Genomic DNA, 14027 nt, shown 5'->3' on the forward strand with positions numbered 1-14027 from the left:
CCCGTGCAGACCACAACCCCGGTTGCGTACGCTTTCCTCGGAAAGACGTGACGGGAAGGTCGTGGACGGCAAAGTGAACGCAGCAGCAGTTCGGGTGGGTGTGCTCGGGGCCAAGGGCAAAGTCGGCCAGGCCATCTGCGCGGCAGTCGAGGCGGCCCCCGACCTCGAACTCGTCGCAGCGGTGGACCGAGGCGACAGCCTCGACGACTTCGTGACCTCCGGCACGCAGGTCGTCGTGGATTTCACGCACCCCGACGTGGTCATGGGCAACCTGCAGTTCCTGATCGACCACGGCATCCACGCCGTCGTGGGCACCACCGGCTTCGACGACGACCGCCTCGCGCAGGTCCGCAGCCGCCTCGCCGATCAGCCCGGCGTCGGTGTGCTCATCGCTCCCAACTTCGCGATCGGCGCGGTGCTGTCGATGCGCTTCGCGCAGGCCGCCGCCCGATTCTTCGACTCCGTCGAGGTCATCGAACTGCATCATCCCAACAAGGCCGATGCGCCGTCCGGCACCGCCTACCGCACCGCGGAACTCATCGCCGAGGCACGTGCCGCCGCAGGCGTGGGACGCAGCCCCGATGCCACGACCACCGAACTCGACGGTGCGCGCGGCGCCGACGTCGACGGGGTGCGGGTGCACTCGGTGCGTCTCGCCGGGCTGGTCGCGCACCAGGAGGTGTTGCTGGGAACCCAGGGTGAGACGCTGACGATCCGCCACGATTCCATCGACCGTTCCTCGTTCGCACCGGGCGTACTCCTCGCAGTCCGCGAGATCGCTTCCCGTCCCGGCCTGACGCTGGGCATCGACCCCCTCCTCGACCTGTGAAAAAAGATCTCGTCAAGGTCCTCGTACCGATCGCGTTCATCGTCGCCGCGCTCGCCTTCTACTTCGTGTTGCTCGGCAGCCGCGGAGTCGAACTCGTCCGGTCCGGCGGCGTCGCCGCGGTCGGGCTGGGTATCGGCGTGTTGCTGCTCCCGCTCGTCGGAGTCTGGATCGTGTACGCCAGTCTGCGTGCGGGCTGGCAGCACCAGCAGCTTGCGCAGCGCATCCACGAGGAAGGTCTCGAACTCGATGTCACCGACCTTCCGCGACGGCCGTCCGGAAAGATCGACCGCGACGCGGCGGACGCCCTGTTCGAGACCGTCAAACGGGAATGGGAAGCCGATCCCGACAATTGGCGGAACTCCTACCGGCTGGCGCGCGCCTACGACTATGCGGGCGACCGGGGCCGTGCCCGCGAGACGATGCGCCGGGCGGTTGCCCTCGAAAAAGCAGAACGCGACAGCACGACGTAGCGGGCGCGGTATCGCGGCTCGGCCAACGTCCCCGTCGTAGTCTTCGCCTGTGACCGAACAACCCGAACGAACCGACGCCACGGACCGGACGCTGCTCGTCGTCCACCACACGCCGTCTCCGGCGACGCGCGAGCTGCTCGAAGCGGTGCTGGCGGGGGCGAACGACCCCGACATCGACGGGGTGACGGTGCGTGTGGTGCCCGCCCTCGGCGCGACCGTCCCGGACGTGCTTGCGGCCGACGGTTACCTGTTCGGTACTCCCGCGAACTTCGGATACATGTCGGGCGCGCTCAAACACTTCTTCGACACCGTGTACTACCCGTGTCTGGACGCCGTTGCGGGCCGCCCGTACGGCATGTGGGTCCACGGCAACGACGACACCGCGGGAGCGGTGTCGTCGGTGCGCAAACTGGTCACGGGGATGGGGCTGACGCAGGTGGCTGCCGACCTGGAGATCACCGGACCGATCGACGCGCAGGTCCGCGAACGCTGTTACGAGCTCGGTGGGACGGTTGCGGTGACTCTGGCCGACAGGAGTGAGGGCTGCCCGCGTCAGCGGTAGTTCTCCTCGACGAACTTCGTCAGGCCTTTGCCGGCTGTCTCGATCGCCGTCTTCTCGGCGCGCCGGACGAGGAACCCGGGGACCGGAATCTTCGGATCGATGGTCAGGCTGAAACCGACCTCGGTCGCTCCGCCCGACGGTGTGAGTGTGTAGGCACCGTCCTGCTGGTTCTGCTGCGTGCTCTCGACGAGCGTCCAGGACATCGACCGGTCGCCGTCCCAGGTGTAGTCGACGACCTGCTCGTCGGTGAGTCCGATGACCGAGACGGTCATGCGCACCCGGTGCGGGCGGCCGTCCGGGTAGGTGGACTCGACAACGACCTTCTTGTGCGTCGACGACCACTCGGGCAACCGGTCCACCGCTGCGATAGCCGCCATCACCTGCTCCGGTGTCGCCTTGATCTCGAAGCTTCTGGTGCTGCTCACGGCCATCGGTTCGGTGTCCTCTCGTTCCCGCGTTCGGTGCGTCGGGAATCTACCGCACGGGAGGGGTTTTCAGGCCGTATCGCCGTCTTCGTCCTCTCGGGGAGCCGGCGCCGGGGGAGCGGTGGGTGTGGTGCCTTGCCGGCGCCACTCTTCGGCGCGCTTCTGATACCGCTTCTGATCCTTCAGTGCGCCCTGCACGGCCTGCGCCACCCAGGAGTTGAGCGAGACACCGCTCTGCGCGGCCGCTTCCTCGGCGCGGGATTTGATCTGTTCGACGAGACGCAGGGTGACCCGGCTGATGTCTCCGGTCATCTCCTCGAAGGTCTGCGACGGCGAGTCGGTGTGCGGCGTGGCATCGCTGCGCACATCCACGACGGCTTCCGTGCCGTCGAGCCGAACCGTGACGGTGTGGTCGTCCAACTGCTTGCTGATTTCCCCGGCCATATCCGACAGCGCACTGAGAACGGCCAGCCGGGCCGGCGCGGCGAGAGCGGCGGAGAGGGCCGCTGCGGTACGGCGGGTCTGTTCGTCGCCGAGTTCGGCGGCGTTGACGACGGCGTCGGTGATCGCCGCGGTATAGGTGTCGATGTTCATGCCGTCAGTGTGACGCCATGCGTGACATCAGTCAACAGGCCTATGACGCCACGAGTGCTGTCGTGGTGGCGTCATCGAGGTGGCGGTGAACGCGCGGAGGCTCCGGGTCGCTAGGGTGCGATCACGCACCGGGAGGAGACGCGCATGATTCCCGAACCCGCAAACCTGAAGGTCAGGCTCGTCGCAAAGACCGAATTCCTGCCGCCGGACGACATCCCTTGGGAAACCGACGCCGACGGAGGGGAAGCGCTCGCCGAGTTCGCCGGACGCGCGTGTTATCAGAGCTGGTCGAAGCCGAACCCGCGGACCGCGACCAACACCGGATATCTGCGGCACCTGCTGACCGTGGGCCACCTGTCGGTACTCGAGCACGCCTCGGTCACCTTCTACATCACCGGAATCTCCCGTTCGTGCACCCACGAACTGATCCGGCATCGGCACTTCTCGTTCTCCCAGCTGTCCCAGCGTTTCGTCGCGGACGGCGATGCTCCGGTCGTCGTTCCTCCCGCGATCGCGGGCGATCCTCATCTCGAGGAACTGTTCTTCGCCGCCACCCGGCGCAGCCGCGAGGCGTACGTGGAACTGCTCGACGCACTCGACGAGAAGATGGCGCATCTGCCTCCCGGGCCCCTGCGGGCGAAGCAGGTGCGGGAAGCGGCGCGAGCGGTGCTCCCCAACGCCACCGAGACCCGCATCGTGGTCACCGGCAACTACCGGTCGTGGCGGCACTTCATCGCGATGCGCGCGACCGAGCACGCCGATGTGGAAATCCGGCGGCTCGCCGTCGAATGCCTGCGGCAACTCACCGATGCGGCGCCGAACGCGTTCTCCGACTTCACGATCACGGCGTTGCCCGACGGCAGCGAAATCGCCGCTCCCACCTTTGCCGCAGACCGCTGACCCACCCGGCGGAGGCGGGCGTGTGTCGGACCTGTATCCCCACGCGGTAGCCTTCTGACCATGACCAACGGTGAATCCGCAACTGCTGTCGAGCTCCCGTTCGGCACCGTCGCCACTGCGATGGTGACCCCGTTCACTGCCGACGGCAAGCTCGACGTGGACGCGGGTGTGCGTCTTGCGAACTACCTCGTCGAGGGTGGCTGCGACGCGCTGGTACTCGCCGGTACCACCGGCGAGTCGCCTACCACCACCGAGAACGAGAAGCTCGAACTGATGCGGGCTGTTCTCGCTTCTGTCGGCGATCGCGCGAAGATCATCGCCGGTGCCGGAAGCAACGACACCGCGCACAGCGCCGAACTCGCCCGCGATGCCGCGCGCGCCGGCGCGCACGGCCTGCTGGTCGTGACCCCGTATTACTCCCGGCCGCCGCAGGCCGGTCTCTACGCGCACTTCGTGGCGGTGGCCGATGCCACCGACCTTCCCGTCATGCTCTACGACATTCCGCCACGCTCTGTGGTGCCCATCGAAACGGACACGCTGCGGTTGCTCGCCGAGCACCCGCGGATCGTGGCCGTGAAGGATGCGAAGGGTGACCTCAATGCGGGAGCCGAACTGATCGGCACGACCGATCTGAAGTTCTACTCCGGTGACGACCCGCTGAACCTGCCGTGGTTGTCGGTGGGTGCTGTGGGATTCGTGAGTGTCATCGGTCATCTCGTGCCCGGCCGGTTGCGCGAACTGCACACCGCCTTCGAAGCAGGCGATCTCGAACTGGCCCGCACGATCAATCTGTCCATGGTGCCGATCTACCGCGCGGTCGCTCGACTCGGTGGTGTCAGCGCTTCCAAAGCAGGGCTGAGACTGCTGGGTATCGATGTCGGCGAGCCGCGCCTTCCGCAGGTCGCACCGGTATCGGCCCAGATCGACGCCCTCGCGGCCGATCTTCAAGCAGCAGGGGTTCTGTAAATGAGTCGTCCCACCAGTAGTCGTGGCCGCGCCACCCGTAACGCCGGCCCGCCGGCGTCGCGGCCGCAGCGCCGCATCGTCCAGAACTCGGCATCGGCGCAGCGTCCCGACCCGCGTCCGCCGGTCGATCCCACCGCACGCCTCGGGACCCCTCCCAAGGCGCCCAAGAACGGTCTGCGGATCGTCGCTCTCGGCGGCATCGGCGAAATCGGCCGCAACATGACCGTCTTCGAGCACCAGGGCCGTCTGCTGATCGTGGACTGTGGCGTGCTCTTCCCGGAAGACCAGCAGCCGGGCGTCGACCTGATCCTTCCGGACTTCCGGCACATCGAGAACCGGATGGACGACGTCGAGGCGATCGTTCTCACCCACGGTCACGAAGACCACATCGGTGCCGTCCCGTTCCTGCTGCGTCTGCGTCCCGACATCCCGGTCGTCGGCTCGAAGTTCACTCTCGCGCTTGTTGCTGCGAAGTGCCGCGAGCACCGGCAACGGCCCCGCCTCGTCGAGGTCACCGAGGGCGAACGCACCGATCACGGCCCGTTCGAGTGCGAGTACTTCGCCGTCAACCACTCGATTCCCGATGCACTCGCGGTCGCGATCCGGACGTCGGCCGGTCTCGTGCTGCACACCGGTGACATCAAGCTCGACCAGTTGCCGCTCGACAACCGGCTGACCGACCTGGCCGGGTTCTCCCGACTGGGCGACGAAGGTGTCGACCTCTTCCTCGTCGACTCCACGAACGCCGAGGTCCCCGGATTCGTCACCCCCGAACGCGAGATCGGCGGGGTGCTCGACAACGTCATCGGCAAGGCCAACAACCGGGTCATCGTGGCGTCGTTCGCGAGCCACGTGCACCGGATCCAGCAGGTCGTCGACGTCGCACACCGCTACAACCGTCGGGTCGCCTTCGTCGGGCGCTCCATGGTGCGCAACATGCAGATCGCGCAGGACCTGGGGTATCTCCACGTTCCCGACGGCGTCGAGGTCGATCTGAACGCCGCGGCGTCGTTGCCCGACAACCGGGTCGTTCTGGTGTCCACCGGCTCGCAGGGTGAGCCGCTGTCGGCCTTGTCGCGCATGGCGCGCGGGGAACACCGCCAGATCAACATCCGCGCCGACGACCTCGTCGTGCTCGCGTCGTCGCTGATCCCCGGCAACGAGAACTCCGTGTTCGCCGTGGTCAACGGTCTCGCCAAGCGCGGCGCGACGGTCGTGACGCAGCAGAACGCGAAGGTGCACGTGTCCGGCCACGCGTCCGCGGGCGAACTGCTGTATCTGTACAACGCGGTGCGGCCGACGAACGCGATGCCGGTTCACGGCGAATGGCGGCACCTGCGCGCCAACGCCGCACTGGCCGAAGCCACAGGCGTGCCCAAGGAACGAATCGTCCTCGCCGAGGACGGCGTCGTCGTCGATATGGTCGACGGTCTCGCCGAGATCGTGGGCCGCGTTCCGGTGGGCTACGTGTACGTCGACGGATTGTCGGTCGGCGATGTCGGCGAATCGACACTGTCGGACCGTCTCGTCCTCGGCGAAGGTGGATTCATTTCCATCTCGGTCGCGGTGGACGCGACCACCGGCCGCGCCGTGAGCACACCCGAGGTCTCCGGCCGAGGGTTCTCCGACGACCCGACCGCGCTCACCGAAGCCGCCCAGCTCGTCGACAAGACCCTCAGCGAGCTTGCGGCCGAAGGCGTCACGGAGACGCACCGCATCGCGCAGGGTATCCGGCGCGTAGTGGGCAGGTGGGTGGCCGACACGTACCGCCGTCGCCCCATGATCGTGCCGACCGTCATCGCTGTGTCCTGACATAGTTCGGACCGCCCGACCAGGCATGTTCGCGCGGCACGGGACTCTTCCCGTGCCGCGCGCCCGTGCCGTCGATAGAGTGGCCGGATGAGTCTTGCCCGCACGGAACGACATGCCCTGGTCCGCACGATGTCCGAGGTCGGTCCCGACGCGCCCACCCTCTGCGGCGACTGGACGACCCGCGATCTCGCCGCGCATCTCCTCGTCCGAGAGCGCCGGGTCGACACGATGCCCGGAATCATGATCCCGGCCTTCGCCGGCCACACGGAGAAGGTCCGTCGCGAGGCGACCGACAAGCAGTGGTCTCACCTGCTGTCCGAGGTCGACTCCGGTCCGCCGAAGTGGTCGCCGCTCTTCCTCCTGGACTCCGTGGCCAACGCAGTGGAAATGTTCGTGCACCACGAGGATGTGCGCCGCGCCCAGCAGGGATGGGAACCGCGACGCCTCTCCACCGAGGTCCAGGACCAGTTGTGGAGGACCGGGCGGATGTTCGCGCGCACCAGCTACGGCGGGTCCGATGTCACCGTCGTCTTCGAGCGCCCCGACGGCGAGCGCGTCACCGTCCGGAAGCGTGGGCCTCGCAGCGTCGTCCTTCGGGGCGAGCCCGCGGAACTACTTCTTCACGCGTTCGGACGCGACGCGGTGCACGTCGACAAGGAGGGCGAGCCGAGCGCCGTCGCCGAGATCGACGGATCCAAGCGCGGAGTGTGACCGACCGGCCCCGCATCGTCGCGGCGTCGTGGCCGAGAGCGCCGCACCACCTGTGACCAGTGCCGCCCGGCGTTACCCGTGTTGCACATGGTTCACGAGAGGCCCGGGCGGTTACCCTGGCGGTTATGGCAGGAAAGTCGGGCAGTCGCGCTTCGTCCTCAACGACCTCACGGTCGCGGACGGGGGCACGCGGCTCGTCCGGCGGTGCCAACCGGTCCCGTGCGGCCTCGGCCAAGTCGGGAAAGGCGAAGGCCGGTACCGGTAGGGCAGCAGCGGGCCGAGGCGCGACGGCGAAGACGTCGGGCGGAGCGCGAACGTCCCGCGGGACGGGCTCGGCCGGAACCCGCCGCTCGCCCCGGCCCCGCGCCAACACTCCACGCGGCGCCGCAGCGCGGCGGTCCCGCACCTCCGGCGGGGTACTCGGCGCGCTCGGCAAGGGCGTCGCCGCCGGATGGTTCATGGCGGCGCGCGCGCTCGGTGCCACCGCGCGCACCATGGGCATGGCCACCGACATCGAGCACGGCCATCGGCGGGACGGTATCGCGCTGGGACTCGTCGCAGTCGGGGTGGTCGTCGCAGGATCGCTGTGGTTCGGTGTCGGAGGTCCGGTCGGGGACTGGGTCGAGACCGGTGTGCGCGCCGTTGTGGGCGGCGCGGGAGCGGTGCTCCCGCTGGTCGCCATCGGCATCGCCCTGACCCTGATGCGTACCGAACCGTTCCCCGAGATCCGCCCGAGGCTCGTGCTCGGTGGGCTTCTCGTCGCTCTCCCGGCATTCGGCCTGTGGCACGTTGCGTCCGGCCTCCCGGGGGATGCGACCGGTCGATCCGAGGGTGCCGGTTTCGTCGGCGCCGCGGTCGGCGGACCTCTCACCGCGGGACTGACCGCGTGGCTGTCCGTTCCGCTGATGCTCCTCGCCGCCGGATTCGGCATTCTTCTGCTCACCGGCACCACCATCCGGGAACTGCCCGAACTGTTCCGTGAGTACTTCGGCCTGGAATACCCCGCGGACGACGAATACGGGGACGAATACGGGGACTACTACGACGACGATCCTGGTCTCTACGACGACGGGTATCGCACGGAAAAGCCCAGGTCGCGTCGTCGCCGCACCCCCGTCGAGAACTACCCACCCGACGAATTCGAGGCCGAGACCGAGATACTGCCCCTGTGGCCGGACGACGAGGCCACCGCCGCGGCGCCGCCGCCCGAACCCGAGCCGGAAACCGCCCCCGCACCGGCGCGCACCCGCGCGAAACGTCCGGTCCCGGCGGCACCGGTTCCGGAGCCCGAACCGGTGTCGGAGCAGTCCGATGCCCATGCTCTCGTCGTTCCCGACCGCGAAGTCGACGGCGATTACGTCCTGCCGTCGCTGAGCCTGCTCACCAAGGGCGATCCGCCGAAGAAGAGGTCGCCGGCGAACGACGAGATGATCGAGTCGATCACCGAAGTCCTCGAACAGTTCAAGATCGATGCGGCGGTCACCGGCTTCACCCGGGGGCCCACCGTCACCCGCTACGAAGTCGAACTCGGACCGGGCGTGAAGGTCGAGAAGATCACCGCGCTGGCCCGGAACATCGCGTACGCGGTCGCGACGGACAACGTCCGGTTGCTCGCGCCGATTCCCGGTAAATCGGCGGTCGGTATCGAGGTACCGAACTCCGACCGCGAACTGGTCCGGCTGTCGGATGTCCTCGCCGCCCCGTCGACCCGCCGCGACCACCATCCGCTGGTCATCGGTCTCGGCAAGGACATCGAGGGAGATTTCGTCTCCGCGAACCTCGCCAAGATGCCTCACCTGCTGGTGGCGGGTTCCACCGGGTCCGGTAAGTCGAGTTTCGTCAACTCGATGCTGGTCTCGCTTCTCATCCGGGCTACGCCCGACGAGGTCCGGATGATCCTGATCGACCCCAAGATGGTCGAGTTGACTCCCTACGAAGGCATTCCGCACCTCATCACGCCCATCATCACGCAGCCGAAGAAGGCCGCGGCCGCGCTGGCGTGGCTGGTCGAGGAGATGGAACAGCGCTACCAGGACATGCAGGCCAATCGCGTCCGCCACATCGACGATTTCAATTCGAAGGTGAAGTCGGGCGAGATCACCGCCCCGCTGGGCAGCGAACGCGTCTACCGGCCCTACCCGTACATCCTCGCGATCGTCGACGAGCTGGCGGACCTGATGATGACGGCTCCGCGCGACGTCGAAGAAGCGATCGTCCGGATCACGCAGAAGGCCCGTGCCGCCGGCATCCACCTCGTCCTGGCCACCCAGCGTCCGTCGGTGGACGTGGTGACCGGCTTGATCAAGACCAATGTGCCCTCGCGGCTCGCGTTCGCGACGAGCTCTCTCACCGACTCGCGCGTCATCCTCGATCAGCCCGGCGCCGAGAAGCTGATCGGTATGGGCGACGGGCTGTTCCTGCCCATGGGTGCCGGCAAGCCGGTCCGCATGCAGGGCGCGTTCATCACCGACGAGGAGATCTCGGCGGTCGTCGACGCCGCGAAGAACCAGGCCGAACCCGAGTACACCGAGGGCGTCACGGCACCGAAGGCCGGTGAGAAGAAGGACGTCGACGCAGACATCGGCGACGACCTCGACGTGTTCCTCCAGGCCGTCGAACTCGTCGTGACGAGCCAGTTCGGTTCCACGTCGATGCTGCAGCGCAAGCTGCGGGTGGGGTTCGCGAAGGCAGGTCGGCTCATGGACCTCATGGAGACGCGCGGGGTGGTGGGTCCGAGCGAGGGCAGCAAGGCGCGCGAGGTGCTCGTCAAACCGGACGAACTCGACGGGCTCCTGTACTCGATCCGCGGCGGCGGCGATCCGGACGACGCAGGATCCGGGTCCGGGGACGCCTGAGACACATATGGCACAATCGTGTCAGCTGTGGAGGGGAGTATCCCCTAATTCGCGGCGGTCTCGTCAACACGTACGGCGCCGATGCCGTTCCGGGGCCGTCGGTCCGGCATTCGTGCAGGGCGGGAGAGACCTCCGGCAGGTATACACCTACCGGAAGGCCGAGGTATGCACGTAACCCTGACGACCTGGTTGATCACCATTGCGGTGATCGTCGGACTTTTCGTCTTCGACTTCTATGCCCACGTACGCAAGCCTCACGCGCCGACGTTGCGCGAATCGGGTTTCTGGTCCGCGGTGTTCATCACGATCGCCATCATCTTCGGTGTGGTCGTCTTCATGGTGTGGGGGCCGACGTACGGCGGGGAGTACTTCGCCGGCTACGTCACCGAAAAGGCACTGTCCGTCGACAACCTCTTCGTGTTCGTGATCCTGATGGCGACGTTCGCGGTGCCGCGGGAGTATCAGCAGAAGGTGCTCACGATCGGCATCGTTCTCGCCCTCGTGATGCGCGGCCTGTTCATCGCTGTCGGCGCCGCCGCCATCAATGCGTACAGCTGGGTGTTCTACCTTTTCGGGATCTTCCTGATCTACACCGCCGTCAAGCTCATCCGCGACCACGGTGAGGACCAGGGAAGTATCTCCGAGAACAAGATGGTGGTTCTCGCGCGTAAGTTCCTGCCGGTCCACGACGAATACGACGGCGACAAGCTCGTCACCCGCATCGACGGCAAGAAGATGGTCACGCCGATGCTGCTGGCCCTCATCGCGATCGGGTTCACCGACATCCTGTTCGCGCTCGACTCGATTCCCGCGATCTACGGTCTCACCGAAGAGCCCTACCTCGTGTTCACCGCGAACGCGTTCGCGCTCATGGGTCTGCGGCAGCTGTTCTTCCTCATCGGCGGCCTGCTCGAGCGCCTGGTGTACCTGTCGTACGGACTCTCGGTGATCCTGGCGTTCATCGGCGTCAAGCTCGTGCTGCACGCGCTGCACGAGAACACGCTCGGCTGGATCAACGGCGGCGAACACGTGGCGGTGCCCGAGATCTCCACCGGCTTGTCGCTGGCTGTGATCGTCGGTGTTCTCATCATCACCACGGTTGCGAGTTTGCTGCGGACGCGGCACGTGGAAGCATCCGCCAAGCGATGACGGCGCCGATCGCCTAACCGCTGAAAGCGCCCATCACGGGAGTCCAGGCGGTGATGCGTACCGCATCGACGAGGCCGCGCTGCGCGAACGGATCCTGAGCCATCAGGTCCCGCGCCGCGGCCTCGTCGGCTACGTCGAGCAGAATCAGTGCCCCGGACCCGTCGGTCCACGGGCCGGTTGCCCGGACCCGTCCGTCCTCGACGAGACCGCTGAGCCATGCCCGGTGCTTCGGGCGGTGCTCGTCGCGGGCCGCGGCGGTGGCGTCGGAGTACGTGTATTCGACGGCGAACATGGCCATGAAGTTTCCTTCGATCCGGTGGGAGACGGGCGTCGTGGCTCAGAGTGTGAGCAACATCCGGGTGTTCCCGAGCGTGTTCGGTTTCACGTAGCTCAGGTCCAGGAATTCGGCGACACCGGTATCGTACGACCGGCACATTTCGGCGTAGACCTCGGCTGTCACCGGGGTGCCTTCGATTTCGGTGAATCCGTGGCGGGCGAAGAAGTCCACTTCGAAGGTGAGCACGAACAGCCGCTCGAGCTCGAGTTCCCGGGCCACCTCGATCAGCCGCGCGACCAGGAGATGACCGGCGCCGCGCCCTTTGACCTGCGGGTCGACGGCCACGGTGCGGACCTCACCGAGGTCGGACCACAGCACGTGCAGCGCTCCGCACCCGACGACACGCGCACCGACCTCGACCACCCAGAACTCCTGGACGGCCTCGTACAGGGTCACCAGGTTCTTCTCGAGAAGGATCCTTCCCGAGTAGATGTCGATGAGCCGCTTGATTTCCGGCACGTCGGACGTTCGGGCCCGACGCACGACCATTCGGTCGGTTGTGCTGGATTCCGGCGCCGCTGTTGTCATGCGGTGAACAGTAGCGCGTGCCCCAGGCGATATTGTGGGGCCCATGAGCACGCCCCGCCAGCACGTCGCCGCATCGGGCGGGAGCGGCGCCGCCCCGGGACCGAACGCCGGTTCCCCGCACGATCCGGTGCCTTTGTGGAACATCGCGAACATCCTGACGGTGCTGCGAATCGCGCTGGTCCCGGTGTTCCTGGTGTTGCTTTTCGTCGGCGACGGGCACGACACCGGGTGGCGCCTGGCGGCCACGGCCGTCTTCGCGGTCGCCGCGATCACCGACCGGATCGACGGCCAGTTGGCGCGCCGGTACGGCCTGGTCACCGACTTCGGCAAGCTCGCCGACCCCATCGCCGACAAGGCGCTCATCGGTGCCGCGCTGGTCGGGCTCTCGCTCCTCGGCGACCTCACCTGGTGGGTCACCGCGATCATCGCCGCTCGTGAACTGGGCATCACAGCTCTGCGATTCGCGGTGCTGCGGCACGGCGTGATCCCGGCCAGCCGGGGCGGCAAGGCCAAGACGTTCGTCCAGACCCTTGCCATCGGGATCTACCTGCTTCCGCTGCCCGACGCGATCGCGCCGGTGGCGGTGACGATGATGGTGCTCGCGGTGGTGCTGACCGTCGTGACGGGCCTCGACTACGTCGTGCAGGCGGTCAGACTGCGTACGGCGGTGCGGGCCGGCGAACCTGCGCACGACGGCGGCGGGGACCGGACGTCGTCGTGACCGCTGCCGACCCGCTTGCCTGCGCGACGCGGGCAGCCGAACTCGTGGCCGAGTTGTCGGCGCGCGGACAGACCGTCGCGACCGCGGAGTCGCTCACCGCAGGACTGGTTGCGGCGACGATCGCCGGCGTTCCCGGCGCCAGCGCGGTCCTGCGCGGGGGGCTGATCGTGTACGCCACCGACCTGAAAGCCGTTCTGGCCGGCGTCGACACCGAGATCCTCGCGCACGACGGTCCCGTCTCCGAGTCCACGGCTGCGGCACTCGCGGACGGTGCGCGTACCCGATGCGACGCCACCTGGGGGCTGGGACTGACCGGCGTGGCCGGACCCGACAGCCAGGACGGACATCCTCCCGGCACGGTGTACATCGGAATCAGCGGGCCGGGAGGTACCCGCGTGGGCCGGCCCGAGGTGGCGGGAGACCGGTGGGGCATCCGGCTCGGATCGGTCGATGCCGCCGTGTCGGGACTACTCGCCCGCCTGCATACGACCTCGGCGTTGTAATGTCTGTTCACCGCGTTCTCGAGGTTCGATCGAGAAGTGGGAACCCGTAGGTGCTGTTGCACGTTGTCGGGGTATAGGTACGAAGGACGAAGGAGGATGCGATGGCGCTGTTGCTACGCGAAGCACTGGGGGACAGCCTTCGGCGTACCCGTGTGTCGCAAAGCCGCACCCTGCGCGAAGTCTCCAGTAGCGCAAGGGTCAGCCTCGGGTATCTCTCCGAGATCGAACGTGGGCGCAAGGAAGCGTCGAGTGAGCTTCTCGCGGCGATCTGCGACGCGCTCGCCGTCCCGCTCTCCGACGTCCTTTCCGACGTGAGCGAGTCGCTCGCCGATGCGGTTCCCCGCCGCAGTGGCATGAACGAGCGGGTTGCCGAGGTCGGTATCTCCGATCTCGCGGGATCCGACGGGGTGGCGCGGGATTCTGCGCGGATTGCGCAAGAGACCAGAGTTGTGATCCCTGCACCGGCGGCGCGGGCGCTTGCTGCCGCCTAACATGGATTGAAGATCGCACCGGGCATCCGGCGCGGACAAGCGACATATCCCGGCTTCGCCTCCAGGGTGATCCGGGCTCGGCAGGTTGGACCGCCGGGATTCGACCGGCAGGGCGGTCCGGAATCGGTGCGCGAGGGCCGCGCATCGGGTCGCGTTCTGCGCGGCGTACCAGAT

At 67.4% G+C, this 14027-nt stretch carries 16 protein-coding genes; 12 read left to right on the forward strand and 4 right to left on the reverse strand.

The window, feature by feature from the left end:
- Positions 1 to 73 precede the first annotated feature (73 nt).
- The 3 genes from dapB to ACLQ3J_RS01410 are packed head-to-tail and all read left to right on the forward strand — an operon-like array spanning position 74 to position 1861.
- Positions 74 to 829 (forward strand): 4-hydroxy-tetrahydrodipicolinate reductase, encoded by a 756-nt coding sequence (dapB, locus tag ACLQ3J_RS01400; protein ID WP_422424219.1) that lies wholly within the window; start codon positions 74 to 76, stop codon positions 827 to 829.
- Positions 826 to 1299: a hypothetical protein gene (locus ACLQ3J_RS01405; RefSeq protein WP_169620611.1), complete on the forward strand. Its 474-nt coding sequence runs from the start codon at positions 826 to 828 to the stop codon at positions 1297 to 1299. Before dapB ends, ACLQ3J_RS01405 begins: the two co-directional genes overlap by 4 nt.
- 49 nt (positions 1300 to 1348) lie before the next feature.
- Entirely contained in the window at positions 1349 to 1861 is a 513-nt protein-coding gene (locus tag ACLQ3J_RS01410) for a flavodoxin family protein (RefSeq protein ID WP_296550887.1), read from the forward strand.
- On the opposite strand, the gene ACLQ3J_RS01415 is transcribed toward ACLQ3J_RS01410, so the two are convergent.
- Together ACLQ3J_RS01415 and ACLQ3J_RS01420 are read right to left on the reverse strand one after the other, a co-directional pair.
- Positions 1852 to 2292, reverse strand: a complete 441-nt coding sequence (locus ACLQ3J_RS01415) for an SRPBCC family protein (RefSeq protein WP_296550888.1) — start codon at positions 2290 to 2292, stop codon at positions 1852 to 1854. The two genes, ACLQ3J_RS01410 and ACLQ3J_RS01415, sit on opposite strands and share 10 nt — an antisense overlap.
- A 63-nt stretch (positions 2293 to 2355) precedes the next feature.
- Complete coding sequence (locus tag ACLQ3J_RS01420; protein WP_169620614.1) at positions 2356 to 2880, reverse strand: toxin-antitoxin system HicB family antitoxin; 525 nt, start codon at positions 2878 to 2880, stop codon at positions 2356 to 2358.
- A 144-nt stretch (positions 2881 to 3024) separates the two neighbouring features.
- On the opposite strand from ACLQ3J_RS01420, the gene thyX reads away from it, so the two are divergent.
- From thyX to ACLQ3J_RS01450, 6 genes are all read left to right on the forward strand, one after another.
- Entirely contained in the window at positions 3025 to 3780 is a 756-nt protein-coding gene (thyX, locus tag ACLQ3J_RS01425; protein ID WP_296550889.1) for an FAD-dependent thymidylate synthase, read from the forward strand.
- Between the two features lie 60 nt (positions 3781 to 3840).
- Positions 3841 to 4746, forward strand: coding sequence for a 4-hydroxy-tetrahydrodipicolinate synthase (gene dapA, locus ACLQ3J_RS01430; protein ID WP_169620616.1), 906 nt, complete (start codon positions 3841 to 3843; stop codon positions 4744 to 4746).
- Complete coding sequence (locus ACLQ3J_RS01435) at positions 4747 to 6558, forward strand: ribonuclease J (protein ID WP_169620617.1); 1812 nt, start codon at positions 4747 to 4749, stop codon at positions 6556 to 6558. It abuts the gene before it with no gap.
- A gap of 87 nt (positions 6559 to 6645) precedes the next feature.
- Entirely contained in the window at positions 6646 to 7269 is a 624-nt protein-coding gene (locus tag ACLQ3J_RS01440; RefSeq protein ID WP_169652400.1) for a TIGR03085 family metal-binding protein, read from the forward strand.
- A 125-nt stretch (positions 7270 to 7394) separates the two neighbouring features.
- Complete coding sequence (locus tag ACLQ3J_RS01445) at positions 7395 to 10124, forward strand: DNA translocase FtsK (protein WP_425901971.1); 2730 nt, start codon at positions 7395 to 7397, stop codon at positions 10122 to 10124.
- Between the two features lie 165 nt (positions 10125 to 10289).
- The gene (locus ACLQ3J_RS01450) at positions 10290 to 11273 is read left to right on the forward strand and encodes a TerC family protein (RefSeq protein WP_169620619.1); all 984 of its coding nucleotides are present in this window, start codon (positions 10290 to 10292) and stop codon (positions 11271 to 11273) included.
- Positions 11274 to 11286: 13 nt separating this feature from the next.
- Here ACLQ3J_RS01450 and ACLQ3J_RS01455 read toward each other — a convergent pair whose 3' ends face one another.
- Positions 11287 to 11571 (reverse strand): YciI family protein, encoded by a 285-nt coding sequence (locus tag ACLQ3J_RS01455; protein ID WP_169620620.1) that lies wholly within the window; start codon positions 11569 to 11571, stop codon positions 11287 to 11289.
- A 39-nt stretch (positions 11572 to 11610) separates the two neighbouring features.
- Complete coding sequence (locus ACLQ3J_RS01460) at positions 11611 to 12138, reverse strand: amino-acid N-acetyltransferase (RefSeq protein WP_378528292.1); 528 nt, start codon at positions 12136 to 12138, stop codon at positions 11611 to 11613.
- Between the two features lie 43 nt (positions 12139 to 12181).
- On the opposite strand from ACLQ3J_RS01460, the gene pgsA reads away from it, so the two are divergent.
- The 3 genes from pgsA (at position 12182) to ACLQ3J_RS01475 (ending at position 13853) form a co-directional block, all read left to right on the forward strand.
- A complete protein-coding gene (pgsA, locus tag ACLQ3J_RS01465) occupies positions 12182 to 12859 on the forward strand; it encodes a CDP-diacylglycerol--glycerol-3-phosphate 3-phosphatidyltransferase (protein WP_422424781.1) in 678 nt (225 codons plus the stop codon).
- A complete protein-coding gene (locus tag ACLQ3J_RS01470; RefSeq protein WP_425901973.1) occupies positions 12856 to 13362 on the forward strand; it encodes a CinA family protein in 507 nt (168 codons plus the stop codon). Before pgsA ends, ACLQ3J_RS01470 begins: the two co-directional genes overlap by 4 nt.
- A 101-nt stretch (positions 13363 to 13463) precedes the next feature.
- Entirely contained in the window at positions 13464 to 13853 is a 390-nt protein-coding gene (locus ACLQ3J_RS01475; protein WP_169620623.1) for a helix-turn-helix domain-containing protein, read from the forward strand.
- Positions 13854 to 14027 lie beyond the last annotated feature (174 nt).

This window comes from Rhodococcus sp. DT1 (genome assembly GCF_049844875.1).
GTDB lineage: Bacteria > Actinomycetota > Actinomycetes > Mycobacteriales > Mycobacteriaceae > Rhodococcus.

Excerpts from the sequence above, each read along its gene's own strand:
- ACLQ3J_RS01460 (WP_378528292.1), bottom strand. The coding sequence starts at position 12,138 with ATGACAACAGCGGCGCCGGAATCCAGCACAACCGACCGAATGGTCGTG.
- ACLQ3J_RS01445 (WP_425901971.1), top strand. The coding sequence starts at position 7,395 with ATGGCAGGAAAGTCGGGCAGTCGCGCTTCGTCCTCAACGACCTCACGG.
- pgsA (WP_422424781.1), top strand. The coding sequence starts at position 12,182 with ATGAGCACGCCCCGCCAGCACGTCGCCGCATCGGGCGGGAGCGGCGCC.
- ACLQ3J_RS01475 (WP_169620623.1), top strand. The coding sequence starts at position 13,464 with ATGGCGCTGTTGCTACGCGAAGCACTGGGGGACAGCCTTCGGCGTACC.
- thyX (WP_296550889.1), top strand. The coding sequence starts at position 3,025 with ATGATTCCCGAACCCGCAAACCTGAAGGTCAGGCTCGTCGCAAAGACC.
- ACLQ3J_RS01415 (WP_296550888.1), bottom strand. The coding sequence starts at position 2,292 with ATGGCCGTGAGCAGCACCAGAAGCTTCGAGATCAAGGCGACACCGGAG.
- ACLQ3J_RS01435 (WP_169620617.1), top strand. The coding sequence starts at position 4,747 with ATGAGTCGTCCCACCAGTAGTCGTGGCCGCGCCACCCGTAACGCCGGC.
- ACLQ3J_RS01420 (WP_169620614.1), bottom strand. The coding sequence starts at position 2,880 with ATGAACATCGACACCTATACCGCGGCGATCACCGACGCCGTCGTCAAC.
- dapA (WP_169620616.1), top strand. The coding sequence starts at position 3,841 with ATGACCAACGGTGAATCCGCAACTGCTGTCGAGCTCCCGTTCGGCACC.
- ACLQ3J_RS01440 (WP_169652400.1), top strand. The coding sequence starts at position 6,646 with ATGAGTCTTGCCCGCACGGAACGACATGCCCTGGTCCGCACGATGTCC.
- ACLQ3J_RS01450 (WP_169620619.1), top strand. The coding sequence starts at position 10,290 with ATGCACGTAACCCTGACGACCTGGTTGATCACCATTGCGGTGATCGTC.
- ACLQ3J_RS01455 (WP_169620620.1), bottom strand. The coding sequence starts at position 11,571 with ATGGCCATGTTCGCCGTCGAATACACGTACTCCGACGCCACCGCCGCG.